This window comes from Nocardioides asiaticus (assembly GCF_040049175.1).
GTDB lineage: Bacteria > Actinomycetota > Actinomycetes > Propionibacteriales > Nocardioidaceae > Nocardioides > Nocardioides cheoyonin.
On record NZ_JBDZDM010000002.1, the window covers coordinates 620,572 to 643,348 of the forward strand.

At 64.3% G+C, this 22,777-nt stretch carries 24 protein-coding genes; 17 read left to right on the top strand and 7 right to left on the bottom strand.

The annotated features are described in order from the left end of the window. The first annotated feature begins 80 nt into the window (after positions 1 to 80). Both ABLE53_RS08785 and ABLE53_RS08790 read left to right on the top strand, forming a co-directional pair. Entirely contained in the window at positions 81 to 638 is a 558-nt protein-coding gene (locus ABLE53_RS08785) for a TetR family transcriptional regulator (RefSeq protein WP_348858431.1), read from the top strand. 23 nt (positions 639 to 661) lie between these two features. Then, on the top strand, positions 662 to 826 hold the full coding sequence (locus tag ABLE53_RS08790) for a hypothetical protein (protein WP_348858432.1): 165 nt from the start codon (positions 662 to 664) through the stop codon (positions 824 to 826). A 329-nt stretch (positions 827 to 1,155) separates the two neighbouring features. Here the strand turns inward: ABLE53_RS08790 and tsaA are convergent, their stop codons facing one another. After that, complete coding sequence (gene tsaA / locus ABLE53_RS08795) at positions 1,156 to 1,653, bottom strand: tRNA (N6-threonylcarbamoyladenosine(37)-N6)-methyltransferase TrmO (protein WP_348858434.1); 498 nt, start codon at positions 1,651 to 1,653, stop codon at positions 1,156 to 1,158. Between the two features lie 132 nt (positions 1,654 to 1,785). Here tsaA and ABLE53_RS08800 point away from each other — a divergent pair, with 132 nt between their 5' ends. Then, positions 1,786 to 3,060, top strand: a complete 1,275-nt coding sequence (locus ABLE53_RS08800; RefSeq protein ID WP_348858435.1) for a zinc-binding metallopeptidase family protein — start codon at positions 1,786 to 1,788, stop codon at positions 3,058 to 3,060. A 192-nt stretch (positions 3,061 to 3,252) separates the two neighbouring features. On the opposite strand, the gene ABLE53_RS08805 is transcribed toward ABLE53_RS08800, so the two are convergent. Genes ABLE53_RS08805 through ABLE53_RS08810 form a run of 3 tightly spaced genes read right to left on the bottom strand, consistent with a single transcriptional unit; the run spans position 3,253 to position 4,588 of the window. Continuing rightward, positions 3,253 to 3,537: a hypothetical protein gene (locus tag ABLE53_RS08805; RefSeq protein ID WP_348858436.1), complete on the bottom strand. Its 285-nt coding sequence runs from the start codon at positions 3,535 to 3,537 to the stop codon at positions 3,253 to 3,255. Continuing rightward, on the bottom strand, positions 3,528 to 3,899 hold the full coding sequence (locus ABLE53_RS24800; RefSeq protein ID WP_425474860.1) for an RES domain-containing protein: 372 nt from the start codon (positions 3,897 to 3,899) through the stop codon (positions 3,528 to 3,530). The genes ABLE53_RS08805 and ABLE53_RS24800 overlap by 10 nt, the downstream gene beginning before the upstream one ends. A 32-nt stretch (positions 3,900 to 3,931) precedes the next feature. Further along, positions 3,932 to 4,588: a hypothetical protein gene (locus ABLE53_RS08810; protein WP_348858437.1), complete on the bottom strand. Its 657-nt coding sequence runs from the start codon at positions 4,586 to 4,588 to the stop codon at positions 3,932 to 3,934. Between the two features lie 271 nt (positions 4,589 to 4,859). Between ABLE53_RS08810 and ABLE53_RS08815 the strand changes: the two genes are divergently transcribed. The 6 genes from ABLE53_RS08815 (at position 4,860) to ABLE53_RS08830 (ending at position 13,872) form a co-directional block, all read left to right on the top strand. Continuing rightward, positions 4,860 to 6,233, top strand: a complete 1,374-nt coding sequence (locus ABLE53_RS08815) for a tyrosine-protein kinase domain-containing protein (protein WP_348858438.1) — start codon at positions 4,860 to 4,862, stop codon at positions 6,231 to 6,233. Positions 6,234 to 6,362: 129 nt separating this feature from the next. Further along, entirely contained in the window at positions 6,363 to 7,661 is a 1,299-nt protein-coding gene (locus ABLE53_RS08820; protein WP_348858440.1) for a hypothetical protein, read from the top strand. Between the two features lie 290 nt (positions 7,662 to 7,951). Beyond that, on the top strand, positions 7,952 to 8,875 hold the full coding sequence (locus ABLE53_RS24805) for a glycosyltransferase family 4 protein (protein ID WP_425474861.1): 924 nt from the start codon (positions 7,952 to 7,954) through the stop codon (positions 8,873 to 8,875). A gap of 32 nt (positions 8,876 to 8,907) precedes the next feature. Continuing rightward, positions 8,908 to 10,011, top strand: a complete 1,104-nt coding sequence (locus tag ABLE53_RS08825) for a glycosyltransferase (protein ID WP_348858442.1) — start codon at positions 8,908 to 8,910, stop codon at positions 10,009 to 10,011. Between the two features lie 1,788 nt (positions 10,012 to 11,799). Beyond that, positions 11,800 to 12,459 (top strand): glycosyltransferase family 4 protein, encoded by a 660-nt coding sequence (locus tag ABLE53_RS24810; RefSeq protein ID WP_425474862.1) that lies wholly within the window; start codon positions 11,800 to 11,802, stop codon positions 12,457 to 12,459. A gap of 144 nt (positions 12,460 to 12,603) precedes the next feature. Then, complete coding sequence (locus ABLE53_RS08830; protein WP_348858443.1) at positions 12,604 to 13,872, top strand: polysaccharide pyruvyl transferase family protein; 1,269 nt, start codon at positions 12,604 to 12,606, stop codon at positions 13,870 to 13,872. A gap of 6 nt (positions 13,873 to 13,878) precedes the next feature. Here the strand turns inward: ABLE53_RS08830 and ABLE53_RS24815 are convergent, their stop codons facing one another. Then, the gene (locus ABLE53_RS24815) at positions 13,879 to 14,556 is read right to left on the bottom strand and encodes a WecB/TagA/CpsF family glycosyltransferase (RefSeq protein WP_425474863.1); all 678 of its coding nucleotides are present in this window, start codon (positions 14,554 to 14,556) and stop codon (positions 13,879 to 13,881) included. Positions 14,557 to 14,882: 326 nt separating this feature from the next. Here ABLE53_RS24815 and gmd point away from each other — a divergent pair, with 326 nt between their 5' ends. From gmd to ABLE53_RS08855, 5 genes are all read left to right on the top strand, one after another. Next, positions 14,883 to 15,911: a GDP-mannose 4,6-dehydratase gene (gene gmd, locus ABLE53_RS08835; protein WP_348858444.1), complete on the top strand. Its 1,029-nt coding sequence runs from the start codon at positions 14,883 to 14,885 to the stop codon at positions 15,909 to 15,911. Continuing rightward, complete coding sequence (locus tag ABLE53_RS08840) at positions 15,908 to 16,873, top strand: GDP-L-fucose synthase family protein (protein ID WP_348858445.1); 966 nt, start codon at positions 15,908 to 15,910, stop codon at positions 16,871 to 16,873. The genes gmd and ABLE53_RS08840 overlap by 4 nt, the downstream gene beginning before the upstream one ends. A gap of 81 nt (positions 16,874 to 16,954) precedes the next feature. Continuing rightward, positions 16,955 to 17,473 carry a hypothetical protein gene (locus ABLE53_RS08845; RefSeq protein ID WP_348858446.1) on the top strand — a complete coding sequence of 173 codons (519 nt, stop codon included), beginning with the start codon at positions 16,955 to 16,957 and terminating at the stop codon, positions 17,471 to 17,473. Beyond that, complete coding sequence (locus ABLE53_RS08850; RefSeq protein ID WP_348858447.1) at positions 17,470 to 18,423, top strand: hypothetical protein; 954 nt, start codon at positions 17,470 to 17,472, stop codon at positions 18,421 to 18,423. The genes ABLE53_RS08845 and ABLE53_RS08850 overlap by 4 nt, the downstream gene beginning before the upstream one ends. 331 nt (positions 18,424 to 18,754) lie before the next feature. Further along, positions 18,755 to 19,246 (top strand): hypothetical protein, encoded by a 492-nt coding sequence (locus ABLE53_RS08855; RefSeq protein ID WP_348858449.1) that lies wholly within the window; start codon positions 18,755 to 18,757, stop codon positions 19,244 to 19,246. A 45-nt stretch (positions 19,247 to 19,291) separates the two neighbouring features. Here the strand turns inward: ABLE53_RS08855 and ABLE53_RS08860 are convergent, their stop codons facing one another. Next, positions 19,292 to 19,447, bottom strand: coding sequence for a hypothetical protein (locus ABLE53_RS08860; RefSeq protein ID WP_348858451.1), 156 nt, complete (start codon positions 19,445 to 19,447; stop codon positions 19,292 to 19,294). A 145-nt stretch (positions 19,448 to 19,592) separates the two neighbouring features. On the opposite strand from ABLE53_RS08860, the gene ABLE53_RS08865 reads away from it, so the two are divergent. The 3 genes from ABLE53_RS08865 (at position 19,593) to ABLE53_RS08875 (ending at position 21,840) form a co-directional block, all read left to right on the top strand. Then, the gene (locus tag ABLE53_RS08865; protein WP_348858452.1) at positions 19,593 to 20,051 is read left to right on the top strand and encodes an EVE domain-containing protein; all 459 of its coding nucleotides are present in this window, start codon (positions 19,593 to 19,595) and stop codon (positions 20,049 to 20,051) included. Positions 20,052 to 20,119: 68 nt separating this feature from the next. Continuing rightward, a complete protein-coding gene (locus ABLE53_RS08870; RefSeq protein WP_348858453.1) occupies positions 20,120 to 21,256 on the top strand; it encodes a hypothetical protein in 1,137 nt (378 codons plus the stop codon). Positions 21,257 to 21,462: 206 nt separating this feature from the next. Then, positions 21,463 to 21,840, top strand: a complete 378-nt coding sequence (locus ABLE53_RS08875) for a GIY-YIG nuclease family protein (protein WP_348858454.1) — start codon at positions 21,463 to 21,465, stop codon at positions 21,838 to 21,840. Positions 21,841 to 21,884: 44 nt separating this feature from the next. Here the strand turns inward: ABLE53_RS08875 and ABLE53_RS08880 are convergent, their stop codons facing one another. Continuing rightward, the gene (locus ABLE53_RS08880; protein ID WP_348858455.1) at positions 21,885 to 22,586 is read right to left on the bottom strand and encodes a hypothetical protein; all 702 of its coding nucleotides are present in this window, start codon (positions 22,584 to 22,586) and stop codon (positions 21,885 to 21,887) included. Positions 22,587 to 22,777 lie beyond the last annotated feature (191 nt).

The window sequence follows — 22,777 nt, forward strand, 5'->3', positions numbered from 1 at the left end:
CTCTCTTTCCCTGGCTATGTCAGTGACTGACATCGACGCTACACCTGATGTCAGGATCTGTCATCACTACACTTCTCGGCATGGGTCGCTGGGAGCCGGATGCGCGCGGGCGGTTGATCCGCGCCGCGATGGAGCTGTACGCCGAGCGCGGCTTCGACCAGACCACCGCCGGCGACATCGCCGAGCGCGCAGGCGTCACCGAGCGGACCTTCTTCCGCTACTTCCCCGACAAGCGCGAGGTCCTCTTCGACGGCTCCGACCTGATGCTCAAGGCGGCGTACGAGGCGATCGCCGACGCGCCCGCTGACTCGTCGCCGCTGGACGCGGCGCTCGAGGGAGTCGTCGCCTGCGGCCGGCTCCTCGAAGACCGCCACGAGTTCGCCGTACGCCGCGCCAAGATCGTCGCCGCCACCCCGTCCCTCCAGGAGCGCGAGCTCCTCAAGCTGGCCGCGATGACCGACGCCGTCGCCGACGCCCTGCGCCAGCGCGGCGTACCCGATCCCTCCGCCAGCCTCGCCGCCCACAGCGCCATCACCGTCTTCCACGTCGCCTTCGTGCGCTGGGTCTCCGACGACGACCCGCCCGACTACGCCGCCTGCGTCGCCGATGCGGCCGCGGCGCTCCGCGCGCTGACGTAGGCTCTCGTCACGAAGGGGGGCCGATGAGGATCGTCAAGCGGTTCTGGCGCTGGGTCTTCGCGCCCCGCCAGTTTCCCCTCGCGGACTGCTCGGTCGAGTGGCACTCGCCGGTCGATGAGCTGCTCGAGAAGCGCCTCGGAGAGCTGGACGAGCCGAAGAAGTCCTGGCATCTGCGGCGGCGGGAATGATCCGCCGCCCCGCCCCGTTGGACACCTCAGCTGGTCTGAATCATGCCCCCGGGCCTCACCATCTGCCGCTACGAGCGGCCACTCGCCGAGAGGCGGCTGACGGACCAGCGGGCAGCACCGCACAGCCACCCGCCGGGTAAGCCCCGGGCAGGGTGGCTGTGTGGATTTCGGGACCTTGGCGGGTCAGCACTCCGCGTCCCGCGGCACCGTTCTGGCCGAGGTTGTCAGGGAAAATCCGACCTTGTGGGGTGTTCAGATGCCCCACAAGGTCAGGTTTCCCCGGTCGGCCGGGGAAACCTGGGCCGCCCCCCGCCCGGTTTCGGCCGTCCTCACGCGTCACCCACCTGGAAGTCCCCCGCCTGCGGCGGGGCGAGCGGGGAGAAGAGGGACCGGTCCGGCTTCAGGTCGAGCAGAGGAGTGCCGTCGAGGCAGTCGAGGCCGCGTACGACGAGGGTGGCGCCCTCGACCCGCTCGAGTCGGACGATCGAGGTGCCGATCGGGTTCGGCCGGACCGGGGAGCGCAGCGAGAACGTCCCGCGGGCGGTGCCGTCGTCGCGCGGGCTCTGCCGGACCAGGTCGCGCCGCGACTGGTGCAGCCAGTAGAGCACCTCGAGCCGCTCGAACTCCTCGATCCCGTCGAGCGCCGCCACCCACGGCTCGTACACCTCGATCCGGCACGCCGGCCCGTCCAGCCGCCCCTGCCGCGGCGTCTCCAGCCGCGAGCTCCACGGCGTACGGATCCGCCCCACGAACACCAGCCCCGCGTCCGTCGCCGCCGGCGGCTCGACGGCGACCTCGCCCGTTCGGACCTCGTTCTCCCGGACCATCGCACCTCCTCGGACCAGCGGCTCGTACGCCGAGCCAACCGTAGACCGACGACCGTCCGGGGCCAGATAACGTTAGTTTGTAGATCGACATTGGAAGCAATACGGCAAAGGAGCCGAACGATGAACTCTCGGATGAGCCGCAGGACCCTCCTCCGCACCGGAGCGACGGCAGCCGCGACCGGCGCCGGCGCAGGAGCCGTATGGGCGACCGGCACGGCGGCGTACGCCGGCGCCAGCCGCACCGGCCGCACCAGCACACACGAGCGAGGAGCGGGCGACCTCGGCGCCCGGCTGTACGAGCGCGTGCTGGGCTACAGCAGGGCGTCGATCCACCGCACCGGCACAGCAGGCGAGGCGGCGTCGCTGGCGTGGCTCGAGCGCGAGCTGCGCGGACTCGGCGTGCGCCCCGGCCGATGGACGTACTCCTACCCGCACTACGAGTGGAGCGCGACCGTCCGCGTCGGCCGCCGCGCGGTGCAGACCGTGCCGCTCTACTACGAGGGCGTCGGCGGCGTACGCACCACGACGCCGTTCGTACGCTCCGTGACCACCTCCGCCGCCGGCAGCGACCCGGCGGTCCTGCAGGCGATCTCCGACGCGCAGGCCGACGGCGCCGAGCTGGCCGTGCTCCTGACGACCAACCAGGTGAGCGGCTACGCGCCGTACACCGGCCTCGTCGCCTACAACGCCGACCCCGACACCGCGAAGTCCGGCCTGCCCACCCTGTTCATCCCCGGCAACCTCGCCGACGCGGTCGCGGCGTACGGCGTCTCGGTGGACTTCCAGGCGGGCACTCGGCCGGGGCACGCGTACGACGTGACCGGCTGGCTCGGGACGCGTACGCCGGTCTCCGACCCGATCGTGATCACCACGCCGCTCTCCGGCTGGTTCACCTGCGCGGCCGAGCGCGCCACCGGGATCGCGCTGGCGCTCGAGGTCGCGTCCGAGGTGGCCCGCGAGCACCCGGTGTTCTTCCTCGGCAACACCGGCCACGAGCTCAACAACTACGGCGCCCGCGCCTACCTCGCCGACGAGTTCGACCTCGACCCGGTCGCGGTCTTCCACTTCGGCGCCTCGCTGGCCGCCGGCGGTACGAAGACCGCCCCCGGCTCGACGTTCGACCTCGTGCCACGCGTCGGCGCCAGCAACCCCGCCCCGGACGACGTACCCGGCCTGGTCGACGACCTCGCTGCCGGCAACTTCACCCCGACCACCGTCTTCCCCGGCGAGGGCGCGGAGTGGAGCAAGACGCTCGGCCCGTCGGTGCCGCTGCTGTCGATCGCCGGCCAGTTCCCGCAGTTCCACACCCCCGACGACCGCCCGCAGATCACCACCTCGCCCGACCTACTGGTCAAGGCGTACCGCTCCCTCCGCGCCTCGGTCCAGGACCTGCTCGACGCGATCTGACCGCGGCAGACCGGCGGGCCGGAGCCAGACAGCCGTACGCCGACCCCCTCCTCCGATTTTGAGCGAACGTTTGCTCAAACAGGGTGGGTGCTCATGGCCCCAGCGTCCGGTCTCGCGTCGCGGTTGACAACTGCGATCCGGACGCGGGCGACCTGCTCGACGCGATCTGACGGAATCGGGGAACCAACTGGCTCAGAGCTCGACGACTGCGTTGTGATCCGCGAGAACGCGATTCAGCAGCAGAAGTCCCGACCCTGAGTCGAGCGGACGCGTGTCCGCAACGCTGGCGCGGAGAGCGCCCGCGGCCCGTACCGACCTGCCGCCCAGTGTGTCGTTGTAGAGGACCCAGGCGAGCCGGTCCTCGTCGTGGCGACAGCGGTATTCGAAGCCGGCGACGTCGGGCAGCTCATCCAGCAGCCAGGCAGCCCACCGGCGGGTGGTCATGTAGTTGTCGGCCTCGCACTTCGTCAGCCACACCTCGGCCCCGACCTGCGTGAGCGCGGCGCCGTGGAGGACGAGGATCGGCAGATCCGGGTGATCTCGACGGCCGTGATCCGCCGACCCTGCACGCGCTTTCGCGGGACCTGGCGTACGCCACCGCCGACGGGGAGATCCCGACAGACAGTTTCCGCGATCGCGGCATCGGGGTCCTCGCCGACATACGTGTAGCCCCTGCCGGTGACGAGCGCGTCGAACCTTCCGCCGTGAAGCAGCGTTGGACGGGGGATCGGATTGAACGAGTCGGCTGGATGATCGCCATGAACCCGGAACAACCTGGTGCCCTCCGACAACGTCCGTACCACCGGCGCGCCCGGAATCCTTGCCGGTGGTTCGCGCATGCCGTACGGGGGAGATGCGGCTCCTGGCTCGGTCACTCGTCCGTCTCGGCACTCGCTAGCTCTAGGAGGTCCCGCTCACGGTCCGTGCCGAGGAGCTCGCGAGGCGCGGCGCCCTCCAGTCGAGCATTGCTGGTGACCCACCACGACGCCACACCCCACGGATCCTCGAGGGCTTCGAGAAGCCGATTGACATCGCCCGCGACTTCGCGAAGCTCTTGCTTGCCGAAGTCGAACTGGAAGGCGGGATAGAGGTAGCGGTTCTGCACCTTCACCCCGAGAAGGCGACCGCTACGTCGCAGGATGCTGGCGGCCTCCCGGGCGTTGGTGCTGGTGCTTCCGAGCGCTTCGCCGACGGCCGTGGACTCGAGCATCGTTTCTGCCAGCACAGCGCGACGCGCGGTCGAGAGCAGAGCAATGCGACGTAGGTGGTCGCTCAGGTGGTCGACGATGTCGACCGGTTGTCCAGCCAGCATCTCGACCTGGGTCTCACTGGTCAGGTATGCGGAGAGGACAGTCCCCACCTCAGAAGCGCGGGAGGCTCCGGTCCGTGCCGCCAGGAGGCGCTGAACAACAGTGCTGAAGTCGACCGCCGTCAACGCCGCCGCCTCGTGCCACACGACATCCGCGACATCCTGCGGCGGAAGGCCGCGAAGCAACTCGATCGCCTCGTCCACCTTGGTCTGCGACACGTGACCACTCCGTTCTACAGGATCGATGCTTTAGGCATCTGTCGAAAGTGTAGATCAGGGCGGGACGCACAGGCCACCGCTCTAGACCACCACCCCCTTAACTCTTCTGGGGCTGGACCAGTCCACCCAAAACGCGAACAGGAACCCCCTCCCGACGATCTAATTGCTTCCGCCGGACGGCAGCGCCGCCGCCGGCCCCAGCCCGCAACGCATGAGCCGCGGGCACTCGGAGAGTCGTGCTGGCGCACGACGTGGGAAGGAACCCTCGCCGGTGGAGATCACTGACTACCTCAAGGTCCTGCGCCGTCGCTGGGCGTGGATCGTGGTGACCGCACTGGTGTGCGCCGCGGCCGCGCTGGCGCTGACGCTGCTGCAGACGAAGGAGTACGCCTCGAGCGCCCGCCTCTTCGTCTCCACCTCGACGCTCGACAGCAGCAGCGAGCTCTACCAGGGCGGACAGTTCTCCCAGGAGCGCGTGCAGTCGTACGCCGACCTGGCCTCCTCGCGCGAGCTCGCCCAGCAGGTCATCTCGGACCTCAAGCTGTCGACCACGCCCACCGAGCTGGCCGGCCAGGTGAAGGCGGAGGTGGCCACGAACACCGTGAACCTCACGCTCACCGTCACCGACCCGGAGCCGCGCCAGGCGCAGGCGATCGCGCAGTCGTACGCCGAGCACCTCAGCGACATGGTCCGCCAGCTGGAGACCCCGCCGGGCAAGCACCGCGCCCCGATCAAGGCGACGATCGTCGACAACGCATCGTACTCCGCCTCGCCGGTCTCGCATTCGCCACTGCGCAACGCAGGTCTCGGCCTCGCTGCAGGTCTCCTTCTCGGGTTCGCGCTGGCAGTCTTGCGTCAGACGCTCGATACGCGGATCAACTCGGCAGAAGACCTGGGCGAAGTCACTGAGTCTCCGATTCTCGGCGTGGTCAGCTACGACGTAGAAGCCGCGAAAACACCGCTGGTGAGTGACATAGCCGGTCACTCGCCCCGCGCAGAGGCGTTCCGCGTACTCCGGACGAACCTGCAGTTCATCGATGTCGACAGCCCACAGAAGGTATTCGTCGTGACCTCGGCCATCCCGAACGAGGGCAAGACGTCGACGGCGGCCAATCTCGCGATCAGCCTCGCGCAGGCCGGCGTTCGGACGCTCCTCGTCGAGGGCGACCTGCGCCGCCCGAAGGCTCACCGCGTGCTCGGACTCGACCGGGCTGTTGGCCTCACGGATCTGCTCGTGGGCAACATAAAGCTGGATGACGCGTTGCAGCTTCACCTCCCAAGCAGCCTCGACTTCCTGCCTAGTGGGCGAATCCCGCCGAATCCCGCTGAGCTGCTCCAATCCAACGCCATGGCCGAACTGCTGCTCGAACTCCGGAAACAGTACGACGTGATCATCATCGACGCGCCGCCGCTGTTGCCTGTCACCGACGGCGCGCTTCTTGCGACGTCGGCGGACGGTGCCCTCCTTGTAGTCCGTCACGGGGCCGTGGCTCGGGACCAAGTTCGTCATTCCATTGAGCGGTTGCAGCAAGTAGATGCAACTCTCGTCGGGGTCCTGTTGAATGCCGTTCCGAACAGGGCTGCCCGCAGCGGCTACGGCTACGGCTACGGGTACAGCCAGGATGAACACGAGCAGGCCGGATGATGTCGTCGCGTGTTCTGCTTGCCCTCGACGATCCCCACCCTGACGATCCCGTCTGGCCTCGTTCTTCGTCCGAGACTGCAGGGCTCGGTGGCCTACTGAGATCTGGCACCAGACGAAGGTGCAGGGGCGATGAGTCAGGTTGAGCAGGTGGCGGACCGCAGCCGTCCGAATTCGGTTCTCAGGCGGATCACTGGCGTCGCCAACGAGTCGGCGCTGGTATCGCTGAATCAGATATTTTTCTCGGTTGGCGGAATATCGATCACCTCAGCGATCGCGCGAAGCGCGAGCAGCCGAATTGCCGCCGCGGTGTTGGCGGTCTACGCGCTCGAGTCAGTCGCGGTCGCTGTCGCTCGCGCATACTTTGTGCAGGCGCCGCTGCTTCGCCACGAGTTTCCCAAGCTCTGTCGCGGAGACGTTGCCGCTGCCAATTGGGGTATGGCGAAATTTGCGACAGCATGGCTTGCCGTCGCCCTTGTTGCCGGCGCCTGTTACCGACTTCCTCCAAAGTGGGTCGCGCTCATTGCTCTCTGGACTGTTGTCGCTCTGGTAGCTGACAACAGTCGCTCCATTGCCGTTGTTTTCGGTCGTCAAGTGTTCGCCGTCATGTCTGCTGCCACCTATGCCGGCGCGATGCTCTTGTTGGCTGCGTTCGCGGTTCCTCTTGGACCCTCATACTTCCTCATCGCCGCGTCGCTCTTGCTTCTCGCTCTGACATCCGTCACAAGACGCGTGCTTGCAACCAACTCGCAGCCCGGCAACTGCGAGTTTTGGCGTCGCGAATCCGACTTCGCCCGAAACCTCGCGATTGAGGCCGTTGGGGTGACGGCGGTTGGATCACTGGCGGCGATGTTGATCGCAGGAATCGCGCCGTCCGTGATGGTCGGTATCCAGGTTGCGAGCCAAGCGGCAGTCTATCCTGCGCTGCTGGTGACGAACGGGCTGTCCGTTCCATTGGCGCGGCGGGCCGCGGCCCGTCAACGTGCCGGGCTCTCCGACATTCCACCGCTTGCAGTCTGGGCTGGCGTCCAGGTGGCGCTCATCCTGTTGACTTTGCTCGCCTGCCTCGTAGCGGACCCGCTTCTCGCCAAGGTGTTTGGCAGAGGATGGGATGCGGCGAGGCCGCTCTTCCCAGTGTTGGCTCTGCAGCAAGGACTTCTTAACACTGCTCGCGTCGTTCTTGTGCGTTACAGGGCACGGATCGCTGCTCGAACCGTCCGCACCACCTTCCTAATTGGTCTGACTGTGTCGCAAGCATTCATCGTGGGGGGAGCGCTCGTGGGCGGATCTGTAGAGATCACCGTTGGGTACCTCGCCGCAAGCGCATGGATCGTCGTCTACTGGGTCGCCGTACTGGTCCATTGGGAGCGAGCCCCCAGAGCGATCACAACTGCGAATACGCCCCAGCAATCGTCGGGCGGAGCCTCCTGATGGCAAGATGGAATGAGAGGCACAATAGTGGCAATTGTGGCAGGCGCGTTTACGTAGTTGCCTATGCGTGCCATCCCAGGCAGGGGTCCGAGGCGGGAGCTGGATGGGCATGGATTGAGGCCCTATCCAGCCTGTTTCCTGTCACGGTCATGACGCGCCCAACAAACGACACCGACCTTGAGAGCGCAGTTCGAGCAAGCGGTGCCGATATCGTCGTGCAACGCGTCGGTTATCCCAAGTTGCATCGTGCTCTTGGGAGGCTCGGCTCCTATCCGCGGTACTTCTTCTGGATGCTCCAATGTCGCAGGGCACTGCGGAGCGCGTTTCGCGCTGGACACGTCGGTCTGATCCACCACGTGACCTTCGCGAGCGATTGGCTGCCGACGCCCGCAGTAGGCGTTGGTGCGCGCTACATCTGGGGACCTGTCGGGGGATCGACTTCGGCGCCTCGAAGTCTGGTTCGCAGGCTTACGCTGCGCGGACGGATCGCGGAACGGGTCCGCACGATCACGTCGACAGTCAGTCGAGTCATCCTGGTCCGAAGGACCATCCGGGGGGCTTCGCTCTGTATTGCGCTTAACGATGACAGTAAAGCAACGCTCCTGCGTGCGGGCGCCCGACGTGTCGTTACCCGGCCAAATGCCGTCATCGAGTTCGCCGAACGCGACCGGAGCAGCACCTATGCGGGTGTTGGACATCGCGACGGCCGACCGACAGCGGCCTACGTCGGCCGGCTCGTGGAGTGGAAAGGACTATCACTTGCGATAGAGGCGCTAGCGCGGCCCGAAATGGCGGACTGGCGCCTCATTGTTGCTGGGAGTGGCCCGTCTGCTGGCCTGTTCAGCCAACTCGCGCAGAGGCTCGGCTGCGCTGACCGCGTGGACTTTCTCGGACACGTCCCGCGCTCTGACGTTGCCAGCATACTGAGCAGTTCGGATGCCTTCGTCTTTCCAAGCTTCCATGACTCAGCACCGTGGGCAGTTGCCGAAGCGGCAGCCTTCGGGCTCCCCGTCATCTGCTTTCCGCTTGGCGGAGGGTCAACTCTGGCGGGGAGCCTAGCCCGTCTGATCGATCTGACGAATCCGGTCGAATCCATCGCTTCCCATCTCCGGGCGGTCACAGAAAGGCGAGATGAGCGCAGGCCAACTAGCGATTGGACTAGGTCGTCACTGCTGTACGATCTCGAAATGATATATGGGGAGGTCCAGCGTTGAGAGTGGCCTACATCGTTCGGACATTCCCGAAATTGAGTGAGACGTTCATTCGCAGTGAAGTAAGCGCTCTTCGCATGCTCGGCCACGAGGTTGAAGTCGTCAGTTGGGACGCCGAAGGCAGCCCTCGCCTTTACTCTTTGTTGAGGCTCCTGGCGTCGCTGCGGCTGAGATCGATACTGGCCGCCATTGCGCTAATCGATCCCAGGTTGAGAACGGCCTTCCCATGGCGGCGGCGCGCGCAGTTGGCGCTCTTGGTTAGCTTGACTCTAGCCCGTGTGCGGAAGTTTGACCCCGAGGTTATTCATGCGCACTTTGCGTCAATGCCAGCCGAACTCGCAGTAGAGTTGGGCCGCAGGCTTGGAATTCCGGTCACGGCGACGTTTCATGCGACCGACTATATCCGCCGTCTAGGTTCTGATGAGTTAGAAGAGGTCGCCTCGGCTCTCAGTCGCGTCGTGATGGTCTCCAATGTCGCCCTTTCGCAGATGAAAGACGCTCATCCGGCGGTTGCCAATAGATGCGTGCTCGTTAGGGCAAGCAGTTCAATCTCAGCGGAGGCGGTGTTGGACCGCAAGGCGTCGCGTAACCGCCTTGTGACGGTCGCGCGGCTCGTCGAAAAGAAGGGCCATGCATTCCTCTTGCATGGATTACGAGCCCATCTCGACGGCGGCGCGGACGTAGAGCTGCGGATCATAGGAGACGGACCTGAGCGGGAGAGACTTGAAGGGCTAGTAGTTCAATTAGACCTCGCGCGGAACGTCACATTTCTCGGCGAGTTGGGACACAGTGAGACAATTGCCGAGGTCGCCCAGGCGACAGCTTTTGCGTTGATCTGCGTTCCTGCGCGAGACGGTGACCTCGATGGTCTTCCGGTGTCTATAGTGGAGTCTCTGCGCCTTGGCGTGCCAGTGCTTTCAACGGACGTCTCCGGTATCCCCGAAGCCGTGCTCGACGGAGTAAATGGACTGACCCTGACTTCCGTTGACCCTTTGAGTATCGCAGACGGAATTGAGAAGATTGTTTCGCTGGCGCAGGTCTTCGACAAGGTGGCCGGAGCGAGTCGAGCGGAGATCGAGTTTGGTCCGATCTCGCAGGCAGAGAAACTGGTTACAATGTGGAGGTCGATCAGAGAATGAGGCGACCGACCCAAACTGGCCCCTACCTGCTCCTGCTGGGCCTGCTGATTCCAATCGCGTTCGGGCGATGGGGAAGTTACATCGGCGTAACTGGAACATCGATCTACCTGTCTGACGTCCTTGTCGCAGCGGGCATCTTCTTCTCGAGGCCGAGTTGCATCGAGGTGCCGAGATGGCTTCGGGTTGTCCCTGCGATCATGATTGCAGTCATTGCTCTTGGATGGGCACGCATGAGTGACTCGGCGCTCCTGGAGAACGCCATCCGAGACACAGCACCCCTCGTCTACTTCGCGCTCTTGCCGCGGATCATCCGCGTGGCGGGAAACCTGCATCCTCGAACGCTACGACGGTGGTTGGGGTCCGCGCTCTGTTTGCACTTGCTTTGGTTTGTGCCGGCGACGTTCCATGCGCTTCGGCCGGTCGAGACGCCGTTGTCCGGGGTGGCCCTTTTCACCGCGCGGGGTGACTACGATGCGCTTCTGTGTGGTCTGGCAGTGGCCTGGTTGTGCTCGGCAAACCTCCGGCCGGCACCGACGGCCTTTGTGGCCCTCGCTGGGTTGGCGGCCATGCTCGGCCAAGGCAGCCGCGGAGGACTAATCGGTGGCAGCGTCGCCATTGGGCTCTGCTTGGTCCGCTCGGGCGTGCTTGCTCGTCGAGGGGTCGGAGTCGCCCTGACCTCCGGCCTCTCCGCAGCCGGCGCAGTCTTACTGTTTGCGGTCATTGGTGGTGCGTCGGTCCCCCAATGGGCGGCGGGTGTTGTGCGTCTGTTTCCATCGACGTCTGCGGAACAGTTGCGGGCCGGCGACACATGGAATTCACGCTTGGCGGCGTGGCGCTTGATTTGGCACTGGTCGCAGGCAGATGGATCTAGGCACTGGCTTGGCGGCGGCGTGGGATCGGACTTTGTCGTCGACAGCGGCGCGCTTCCGTTTCTATCGGGAAACGTAGATGTACGACAGGCGCATAGCTTTATGTTTACGTGGCTTGCCCTGTATGGACTGGCGGGTATGGCTCTGATCACTCTTGGCCTTGGTGGGGTGCTCCTAGCTGCTCTGGTTGGTAGACGCCGCGATGGCGACGGTCTTGGCGCTGGGATAATGGCTGGACTGGTGCTGACGGGTTTGGCAGGAGTAATCATGGAGTCGCCGTTCGGTTATCAAGTCTTTGCCCTGGGCGCTGTCGTTGCCTTCACCACGCGTGCGCCGGTGGGTCGCGGACGCCTCCGCGTGGGGCACCAGAAGATCAGCGATATCAAGTCGGGTTTGAGGGGACACGAATTTGAAGATACTTGCGCTTCACGCGAATTATCGGACGTTGGGAGGTGAGGATGTTAGCCATCAGACCGAGGTTAACTACTTGACAGCTCTCGGACACGATGTCATTGACGTGCGTGAGCGCAACGCTGATTTGGCCCGCAAGACGCGACTGGCCCAGGCGCACTCCACCGTTTACAGTCGTGCCGTCGCGGACCGGGTTCGCGAGGAACTTCGTCGCAGTCGCCCAGACGTTGCCTATGTGAACAATACGTTTCCAGCCTTATCGCCGAGCGTGTACCGACCCCTCAAGTCCGCGGGGATCCCAGTAGTCGCGGTTATCAGGAACTATCGCAAGAGTTGCTTGTCGGCGAACCTTCGGACGGGTGGGGAGTCGTGTAGTCGCTGCGTCGGACACACGCTGAAACTTCCTGGAGTCCTGCGTGGGTGCTATGAGGGTTCCAGTTCCGCTTCTGCGGTGGTCGCCTGCACGCAGTTGCTTGACCGAGTAATGATGCGAAGTCTCGACGAGAAGATGCATCTGATCGCTGTTTCCTCATTTGTCAGAGGCTCCCTGGTAGCGGAAGGATTCGATCCTCGTCAAATAACGGTCAGGCCAAACCTTGTTTGGCTGGGACAACGGGAGATCTCGCGCAGTCCCAAGGTCGATAGACAGATCCTTTTCGTCGGACGTCCGACCGAGGATAAGGGATTCTACTTGCTTCTCGCAGCACTTGAACGCCTTGGGGCCAAGGCTCCGAGGGTGACGGTTATTGGAGATCCAACCACCGAGGCACGTCGAGCGTGCCGTGAGAAGTCTCTTGCTGTGACTTTTCTAGGTCTGCAAGATCATGAGCGAGTAGCGTCACTAATTGCGGGTGCGTCGGCGGTTGTGGTCCCATCGGTCTGGGCTGAGCCGTTTGGGCGAGTAGTCGTGGAGTCCCTCGCAGTCGGTACTCCGGTTATATCCTCTGATGCCGGCGGGCTTTCGGAATTCGCGGGGCTCTCGCCGTGTGTTGTAACCGTTCCCGCTGGGGAAGTTGAGCCGCTTGCGACAGCTTTGTCGGAGATATCCGCGCCGTCGGAGATGTTGAGGGCGGCGTGTAGACAGCGCTATATTGAGCGGTTATCTCCTGAGATTTGGCTACAAGGAACGATGGACGCAATCAACGCTGCTATTAGGGGCGCTATCTAGAGCGCACATCTCGCCCGACGGCAGATCCTCACGCTGCGATGGCAACCGCTCTTCCCGAGCGAGCGTGGCCGGAGAGAGTGCGGGCCGAACAAATCCGTTGATTCCTGAGACATCGGAACTGCTAGGGGCATAAACTTCCTGACCGTGACGGCAAGGTTGTTGTATTGCGGGACTGTTGTGTCCAACGGTGGCGACGCTGCAATCATGCATGCGCAATCGGAGGCACTCGCGGAGGTACTTCCTGAACTTGAGCCGCTGATGCTGGACATGCACCCGGAGGTGGCCCGCCGTCGTTTTCCGTGCATCGAACAGCGACGACCAGTTCTGCATCCAAGGCTGCGAACTCAGCGGCTCGCTCCAATCTCGGACTGGGCTAGGTCGCTGCACCGCCAGTACGTCATCGCAGCGGCCCGGTCGAGGCACTTGCCGCTGCCCGCGCGCGAGCGGCTAGCGATCGAGGCTATCCGCGCGAGTCGGCTGATCGCGTACACCGGGGGAACCACGCTCATCGAGCAGTATGGAGTGACGCCGAAGCTCCTGGAGCTGGAGATCGCGGCCGCCCTTCATGTGCCGTACGTGCTGCTGCCGCAGAGCCTGGGGCCCTTTACGAGTGGGCTGACCCGACGGAGGATGCGGCGCGTCGTCGATCGCGCGGCAGTCGCACTTGTTCGCGACGAGACCTCGAGGCAGCATCTCGATGACATCGGATGTTCGATGGAAAACGTGCGCGTGATCCCTGATGTCGTCTTCACGCTCGCCGAGACGGATGCAGCCAAGAGGCTACGCGAATCCGAGCGCCCCGTCACTGGATTCCGTGTAGTGATCAGTGCCCGCCCACTTGGACAGTTCGGCAGCGCCGACGGCGCAACGCAGGCGCGCTACAACGCGGCGATAAGGCGACTTGTGATCGTCCTGATCGAGCGCTTCGGTGCGAAGGTGACGTTCTTGTCGACCTGCCAAGGATTACCTGGGTATTGGGCGGATGACAGTCAGATCGCGTGCCAAATCGTTGAAGACCTTCCTCCAAGTGTCCAGCAGTCAGTATCAGTCGACCGCCGCATGTACGAGGCGGGGGAGCTGCAGCGCCGCTACGCCGAGTACGACCTAGCAGTATGCACGCGTTTGCATGCTGCGATCCTTGCGGTCAATGCAGGCACTCCAGTGCTACCTATCGCCTATGAGTTCAAGACCCACGGCGTGATGGGGGATCAACTCGGCCTCTCCGAATTCGTCTGTGACATATCGAATATCAGTGAGGAGGGGCTCGTCTCATCCGCGGAGCGTCTCTTGGGCGATTACGGTGCTGTCACGACGAGGCTCGCAAGCCGACTGGAAGATGTGGTGGCAGAGGCGCGTCAGGTGGGGCCACTCGTAGCGGGGGCCCTTGCCAGAATGCCCGCAGTCGGTCCCTGAATGTATCTAGCGTCGGCCAGACGAGCGCAACCAACCCTGGATCCAGTGCCGTGCTGCCGAGGAAAGAAAGCGTGGATTGCCGAAAAGGTAACGTCTGGCAAGCCGGCGCGGTTCCGATAGAAGGCGGTGGATCCACTCAAGGCCCGTTCCGTGTAGCCACTTTGGCGCTTCTGCCACGTCGCCGGACCAGAAATCGAATGCGGCTCCGACCGGAATTATGGGCATGTTGAGGCGCTGAGCGAGACGAGGGACGACATAGTCCTGGCGTGGAGTCCCGAGGCCAACCCAAACGATCGTGGCATTAGACCGCCGGATCCGGTCGGCGACCTCATCTAGATCCTCGTCAGTCAAGGCATGAAATGGCGGACATTCGGTGCCAGCGACTTGAAGGCCCGGGGCGTGTTCGGCCAGACGCTCCGCCATTCGCGCGGCAACGCCCTCCTTCCCGCCGAAGTAGTAGTGACGGAGCCCAGCGGGGACGCCGAGCTTCGCGACATCCCCAACAAGCCCAGGGCCCCGTACCGGCCCGGTTGTGCCGGCAGACCTGCCGAGCCAGGCGACGGGCGTCCCATCTGGGAGGTTGAGGTGGGCGCGCTGCAGCGAGGCGCGAAGCTCGTCGTCGCCGTCCACGAGGGAAAGGGTGTAGGCGTTGCAGAGATGGACCTCGAGCGGGGTCGAAACCATGGCCGCAGCGACGATCGTCTGTGCGGCGCCCAGCGCGGTCAGGCCAGCGATCGGGACGCTGCAGACAAGGTAGGAAGGAGTCCCCTGATTGTCGGACGCAACTGTGCTCAATGTTCCTCCCAATTGGGTACGCGTTCGCCGCCGAGACGCTAACTGGAGAGTGCCGCCTAGGGAGGTGCTTTGGTTAAATCTGCACGAGTCGAAACATAGTGGTCTAAACCGGAGAGGCGTACCGGTCTGCACCGGCCCCAAATTGGCCGATTTAGTGAACAGCGGACCTCCGGTCGACCTACGCTCCCGCTGACTTTCTCGATGGGAGCGAATGCATGACGAAGAAGGCGCTGATCGCCGGCATCACGGGCCAGGACGGCTCGTACCTCGCCGAGCTTCTGCTCAACAAGGGCTACGAGGTGCACGGGCTCATCCGGCGCGCCTCCACCTTCAACACCAGCCGGATCGACCACCTCTACGTCGACCCGCACGATCCGCAGGCGAAGCTCTTCCTCCACTACGGCGACCTCTCGGACGGCGCGCGCCTGGTGACGCTGCTGCACGAGATCGACCCGGACGAGGTCTACAACCTCGCCGCGCAGTCGCACGTGCGCGTCTCGTTCGACGAGCCCGAGCACACCGGCAACACCACCGGCATCGGCGCCATCCGCCTGCTCGAGGCGGTGCGGATGAGCGGCGTGAAGTGCCGCTACTACCAGGCCTCGAGCTCGGAGATGTTCGGCGCGACCCCGCCGCCGCAGAGCGAGCTCACCCCGTTCTACCCGCGCTCGCCGTACGGCGCCGCCAAGGTCTACGCCTACTGGGTGACCAAGAACTACCGGGAGGCGTACGACATGTTCGCCGTCAACGGGATCCTCTTCAACCACGAGTCCCCGCGCCGTGGCGAGACCTTCGTGACCCGCAAGATCACCCGCGCCGTCGCGCGGATCAAGGCCGGCGTCCAGCAGCACGTCTATATGGGCAACCTCGACGCGACCCGCGACTGGGGCTACGCCCCGGAGTACGTCGAGGGCATGTGGCGGATGCTCCAGGCCGACGAGCCGGACGACTTCGTGCTCGGCACGGGTACGCCGTACACCGTCCGCGACTTCCTCGTCACCGCCTTCGAGCACGCCGGCCTCGACTGGGAGAAGCACGTCCGCTTCGACGAGCGCTACCTGCGCCCGACCGAGGTCGACGCGCTGATCGCCGACGCCTCGAAGGCGCACGAGAAGCTCGGCTGGAAGGCCATCGTCCAGCCCGACGAGCTCGCCCGGATCATGGTCGACGCCGACATCGAGGCGCTCGAGTGCGAGGGGCGGCCGTGGATCGACCAGGTCAACCTCGAGGGCTGGATCAAGTGACCTTCCGCTACACGCTCGAGAAGGACGCCCCCTTCTACGTCGCAGGCCACCGCGGCCTGGTCGGGGGCGCCATCTGGCGGGCGCTGGAGCAGCGGGGCCACACCAACCTGCTCGGCCGCAGCTCCGCCGAGCTCGACCTGCGCGACCGAAACGCCGTCTTCGACTTCATGTCGACCGAGAAGCCGAGCTACCTCGTCCTCGCGGCCGCGAAGGTCGGCGGCATCCTCGCCAACAGCACCTACCCGGTCGACTTCCTCTCCGAGAACCTCCGCATCCAGACCAACGTCATGGATGCGGCACTGGAGTTCGGCACCGAGCGCCTGCTCTTCCTCGGCTCGTCGTGCATCTACCCCAAGTACGCCCCGCAGCCGATCCGTGAGGACTCCCTGCTCACCGGCCACCTCGAGGAGACCAACGACGCCTACGCGATCGCCAAGATCGCCGGCATCCTCCAGGTCCAGGCCGTCCGGCGTCAGTACGGCAAGCCGTGGATCTCAGCCATGCCGACCAACCTCTACGGCCCGGGCGACAACTTCTCCCCCACCGGCTCCCACGTCCTGCCCGCCATGATCCGCCGGTACGACGAGGCGAAGGCAGCTGGCTTGTCTTCGGTGACCAATTGGGGGACTGGCACGCCTCGCCGGGAGTTCCTCCACGTCGACGACATGGCGTCTGCGTGTCTCCACCTGCTGGAGAACTACGACGGCCCGCAGCAGGTCAACGTCGGCACCGGACGTGACGCCACGGTCCGCGAGATCGCCGCGCTCGTCGCCGAGGCGATCGGCTATGAGGGCTCGACGGAGTGGGACACCTCTAAGCCCGACGGGACTCCGCAGAAGCTGCTCGATGTCTCCACGCTTCGCTCGCTCGGCTGGGAGGCGGCCATCAGCCTGCGTGAAGGGCTGGCTTCCACCGTCCAGTGGTTCCGGGAGCAGCACGGCTCGCTGCGCGAGGCTGGGTGAGTACCACGCGTGCGTCAAGGGCGTGCGCGGCCGCTCCGTATCGGCGAAGTCGTTGTCGGTGGACCCGCTTAGAGTCAAGCCGTGACGCGGATCGTGGGCCTTGGCTTGCTGGCTTCGGCGTTCGCGCCGATGGTCGCGATGCTCGCGCTACTTCGGATCAAGCAGCTTGGTTGCGTTGGCTGGATTGTTGTGGCGTTGTGTATCGCGGCGGTCCTCTTGCTCAGCCTTGTTCTCCACGCGGTGTCCAAGATCCAGACCCGTACGGTGAGTACCACAGTCGTGCGCAGGGCAGACGATCGCGTCCTAGCGTTCACGTCCAACTATGTTGCGCCGACGGTCATCGCCATCTTCGGTCGCGAGGAAGTGTCGACGCTTGCGGTGTCGTCTGCCCTCGTGGCGCTGGTCGCGTTCATTTACGTTCGTGCCGGGCTCTACCACTTGAATCCAACACTCGCCGTTGTCGGCTTTCGGCTCTACGAGGTGACCGCTGACAACGGAACCGTGACTATGTTACTCACACGTGAAAGGCACATTCCGCAGCGAGGATCGATTGTGTGTCGCTACGTTGGACAGGACGTAGCCGTTCAATTGAGGAGATGACCGTGCCAGCGGGTGACGCTCGGGAGGTACTCGTCGACGCGCTGGGCGTTGAGAGCGACGCGTTGGAAAATTTCGTCGTGCGGGGTGAGGCGCTCGCGGACTCCCAAGTGACGAGGTTCGATGTCACTAACGAGATGTCGGTCGGAGTCGTCCAGGACGTGCGCAAGAGCGTGGAGGCTCTCACGGCGAAGCAATTCCTCGCCTATGACCCGTCATACCAGACCAGTACCTCGCAGGTCCTCGTCGAGGATCTCGATCAGATCCCAGAGCTTGCTGTGCTCGATACGAGCGTTCGACTCGGGGACGTTTCCGAGGATGAGGGAGGTGACTCGGTGGTGGCGATGGCACACGCGTTGGGCGTCAAAGACACCCGAATTGTGGCGTATCGGTTCAAAGGTCCTGGCATCGCGACGCGCAGAGCGAAGGGCATCACACTCATACCACGGGATGGTATCTATCGCCCCGTGGAGGGCGACATTCTCTTTTATGAGCCGCGGTTCGATGCCTTTACCTGTGGCGGCTTTGCCTACTTCACGACCGTGACTTTGATCCAAACCAAGCTGCACGCCGACGCGAAGGCGCGGGAGCTAGCACAGCGGACCCTTGTTGCGGTCACTGCGAAGGTAGAGATCGATGGCTTCGATGGGCTTGAAACGGCCGTGATGAATGACCCGACTTTGCGAGCCAAGATGGCGTACGTTGCCCGCTTGATTGAGAGCGACCCCGCTTACGCAGACCATCTGACAACGCAGAGGCTCGTGGAGTTCGTCGAGACCTATCCTGACTACAACATCCCGGTGTCGACCGTGAACGGCGCGAAGGCCCTCCTGTTCGATCCATCGCCACAGCATCGGCACCAGATTCCACGGCTGCTAGCCGATGACTACTTGCACAGTTACCTCACTGACCGCAACTACGAGGCGGGCTCGAAGCAGCGCGCGACTGGGTGAGGCGCCGTCCCTTCTTGCCGAGGGACGTCAGTCAGGGACGTTCGCCTCTGATGGTGCACGGTCCGATGGGGTAATCGCGCGTTTCCTTCGGCCCTTCGCGGACGGGGCCGGCGAATCGCGCGAAGAGCCGGTGAACCGCCGCTACCGGACCTATCCTGTTGATGCTTCGCATGCGGGCGCCGCACCGGCGCAGGGGGGACAACCAATGCACATCATCCGGAGGCTCCGACGGCCTCTGTCTCGAATCTTCGCGGCGTTGGCTCTGGGCGCGCTGCTCGTTGCCGGAATCGAGGTCTCGCCCGCGGAGGCCGCGGGCTCTACGGCCACCATCATGAAGCCGCAGGCCGAGCGTGCGCCGATCAAGGGCAAGGGCGGCATCATGTCGCCGTACGTCGAGTGCACCAACGCCAATATCGAGCCTCACGTCGACTGGACGATCCGCAACAACAAGACCGGAGCGACCAAGCGCTTCAGCTGGACCGGCGCGTACCCGGGAATGTACTTCCCGCGGGTTGTCCCTGGCGCCTACACCTCGAAGACGACGGTGACGTGCGGGAAGCAGACGACCGTCCGGACCCATCATCTCGTCGTACGCCGCAAGACCTACAAGACCACGATGTCCTGGGGCGAGTTCCGACGGATCAAGCGCGGCATGACGCGCACGAAGGTGCGCCAGATTGTCGGGTATCCCGGGCGGGACAGCTGGGCCTACAACGGGACCCGCACCGTCACGTACGACATCATGAAGTTCTGGTGCTGGACGAACATCGACTACCGCCAAGGCCGGGTCGTCGCGAAGTACTGGAACGTCGGGCACGACTGACGATCGGCCGCTGACCTGATCGGACCCCCGGAGGTCGCGACGCGATCAGCCGGTGATCCGGTCGACCTCGGCGCCGCAGTTCGGGCACCTGCCTCCGACGAGGTCGGCGTTGTCGCCGTCCTCGGCGCAGTCCGGGCAGACCCAGTCGGACCAGTAGGCCGGGGCAATCGGGTTCAGCGGGTCGAGCGGGTCGTCGTACACGACCATGAGTGTGGCCCGCGCCCAGGCAACCTTGCGGCCGATTCACGAAACTGGCTCGCCTCTCGCCGTCCATCGGCGCACGATGGTTGGCGGACGTGCAGCCGCGTCAAGCGGTCACCTCGGGCACATCGGGAGGGATGGGCCAATGCAACTCACGCTTGCAGACATCGGTGCGTGGATCCTCAAAGGCAATCCCAAGATGTACGCCGTTCAAGGGCTGATCGGGCAGCCGTCGTTCGACGATGACTGGGTGGTGAACCCGACGTATCGCACAGATCTGATGGAGCCCGGCCAGCGCGTCTATCTGTATGTCGGCGGCTCGCAGAAGGATCCGGTTCCTGGCATCTACGCCGTGGGGAAGGTCACCCGCAGGCCATTCGCTGCGAAGGCGGACGAGCACTGGGTCGACGAGAGTGACCGCGGCAGGCCCAGCCTCAAGGTCGGGATCTTGCTCGGGGAGATCGCGTTGAGATGCACCCGTCGTGAGCTGCAAGCCGAACCCGCTCTCGCCCAGATGGAGCTGCTGCGCAATCCGATCATGGGTAACCCAGTCGTCGTACGGCCTGAGGAGAATGCGATCCTCGCGCGCCTGGCGCACTCCTAGTCCGATGAGCGGTGCGGCGGGGCGCGCTTTGGGGCTACGTTGGCGCGAGCGGGGTTCAGGAGGCAGGAGTGTCAGCAGACGGCATCTTTCTCAAGGTTGGAGAGAGTCTCGAACTGCTCAGTCAGACGCCGTACGACTCCGAGGCGGTCCTGCAGGAAGCGCTAGCCGGCCATCCTGAGGTGATCGCCGGGCCGACGACGAGCGGCGATGGTGAGTCACGGCTCCTGTTGGTCAGACGCGAGATGGGGGTGCCCAGCGCCAGCAGCGCTGCGAACGTCTTCAGCCTCGATCACCTTTTCATCGATGACGAGGGCGTTCCAGTGCTGGTCGAGGTGAAGCGAGCTTCGGACACCCGCATACGCCGTGAAGTTGTGGGCCAGATGCTGGACTACGCCGCCAACGCGGTCGTGTACTGGCCGCTGGACCTGTTGCGTGAGTCCCTGGCGAGCCGGGCCACGGCCGAGTCCAAGTCCGTCGACGAGCTCCTGGCCGAGTTCCGGCCGGGCACGGACGCGGAGGAGTTCTGGCAAGAAGTGGAGGCCAATCTCCGGCAGGGGCGGATCCGCATGATCTTCGCCGCGGACAGCCTTCCCGCCGAGCTCGTTCGCATCATCGAGTTTCTCAACGAGCAGATGAACCCCGCCGAGGTACTGGGAGTGGAGCTACGACAGTTCCGGGCCGGGGATCACGTTGCCTACGTGCCCAGCGTCGTCGGTCGTACGACGACCGCTGCGCAGACCAAGTTGTCCGCGCAAGGGCAACCTTGGAACCGTGACTCCTTCGTGGCCGCGGCGAAGACGCGATGCTCGGTGGCCGAGATGAGGCTTATCGAGAGACTCTTCGCGCACGTCGACCAGCGGGGCACCCAACTCTCGTGGGGGCATGGGGTCACACCCGGGGTCGGAGGCTGGTATCGCATCGATGGCCGCCCCACGGGAGTCTGGGTCCTGAACGCCAATACAGACAGCCCTACCACCCGGGCCTACCTCGTCTTCTACTTCGGCGACATCGTCACCCGCACCGGGCCCGCGCGCATCGATGAGGCGGCGAGCAAGCTCGAGCGGATCGCCTCGATGAAGTCCAAGATCGGCGATGCGCGGGCTTCAGCCTGGAAGAAGTATCCGTCGCTCTATCTCGCCGACGTAGCCTCGGACTCTGCATCGGTGGACGCGGTCTTCGAGGCGATAGAGACAATCATTGATTGAGTCCGCTCACGGGGCGCAACCGCCGGCGCCCGCCGCTGTGCAGTTGTTATCAAGTTCGGATTGGGGTTGAAGTGCTTGTAGGCGCATACGGCACGTTTTGGGATCGCGGCCTCGTGAAGTGGAATGGGCATGGCTGGCGGTTACTGGGCAGGCAAGGTCTCAACCGTGGCAACCTACAGATTGCTGACTTCCGACGCGCTCGCGGTGTGTACGCGCTCTACGGGGACACCGGGATCTATTACGTCGGCTTGGCCTCTGGAGCCGAAGGGATCGGCGGCCGGCTTAGGGACCACACGGTCGATGATCACCAGTGGTACTGGTCGCGGTTCTCGTGGTTCGCATTCGACAGCCCTTCGGAGACTGAGATGTATCCAGACGGGGTGCTCAAACACGAGGCCTGGCCCAGTATTGAAGCCGAAGACAAGCTCGTGATCCGTGAGATGGAGGCGCTTCTTATCGCGGTCACCTCACCGCCGGGGAATGTGCAGCGGACCAGGTTTCGGTACGGGTCGAAGTGGTCGCAGGTCGCCGACTCGACACCTGAGGTCAAGACCTTTGCCGACTTGAAGGATCGGCTGACCTGAGGTGGCCTGACCCGGCGAGTGATCGACGCACTGACGGCTGGCGCCTACATCCAGGGATGCAGATAGCCGTCGCAGTCGTGGGGCTGATGGTCGGTGTACAAGCTGTCCAGATTGACGAGCGTCTCTCCCGATGGAGGGATGAGGTCGGGGTAACTCTCTCCGCCACCGACGATCTTCCCGCCTGGACCGTGGCAGATGACCTCGAACTGAGGACTCGTCAGGGGATCGGACGTTGGGTTCTTCACGGTGAACTTCGCTCCCCAAGAGCCGTATTCAGACTTGTAGATGTCGCCCTTGATGGGTCCGCCCCAACTGTCAGTGACTTGGTCCTCGAACGTCCCGTCGTCCTTGACCAGCACCGTTGCCTCCACACTCGTGGCCTTGACATGCGAGCCCAGGTCGACCTGTGTCGCGACAGGCAGTTTCTGGTCGGGCCAGTTGAAGGCCGCGGTCTGTGAGCCGCTGCCCACGAGCTTCCCGGTGTCGTCTTTGAGGTTGAAGTTGACGATCACCGTCTGTCCAGCGTGGTCGGCGTTGTTTTGGACCAGCGCCATCACCCAGGCGTACTGGTCTTGTTGTCCAAACCCGGACTGGATGATGGTGCCTTGCTCGGTCGTCGCGCTGGAGTTGTCTTCGCTTGGCGATGCCGTCGAGGTCTGAGTCTCGGTGACATCCGAGGTCTCGCTTCCGCCGCACCCCGAGAGCCCGGCGACGACAGCAGCCGTCGCAGCGACATACTTGATCATTCGGCAAAGGTAAAGCGCTCGGCTATTGATGTGCACGCGATTCGGTGAATCACGGTCGTCACGGACCCGGTTATGTGCGCAAGCCACGAGTGCGACATCTCGGCCTCTCCGGCCGTGCCACGTGGCCGCGCCCACGAGGTGGTGCTCAGAGAAGGGGTTCCGCATCGCAGACCAAGATCCTCCGGTCGGTG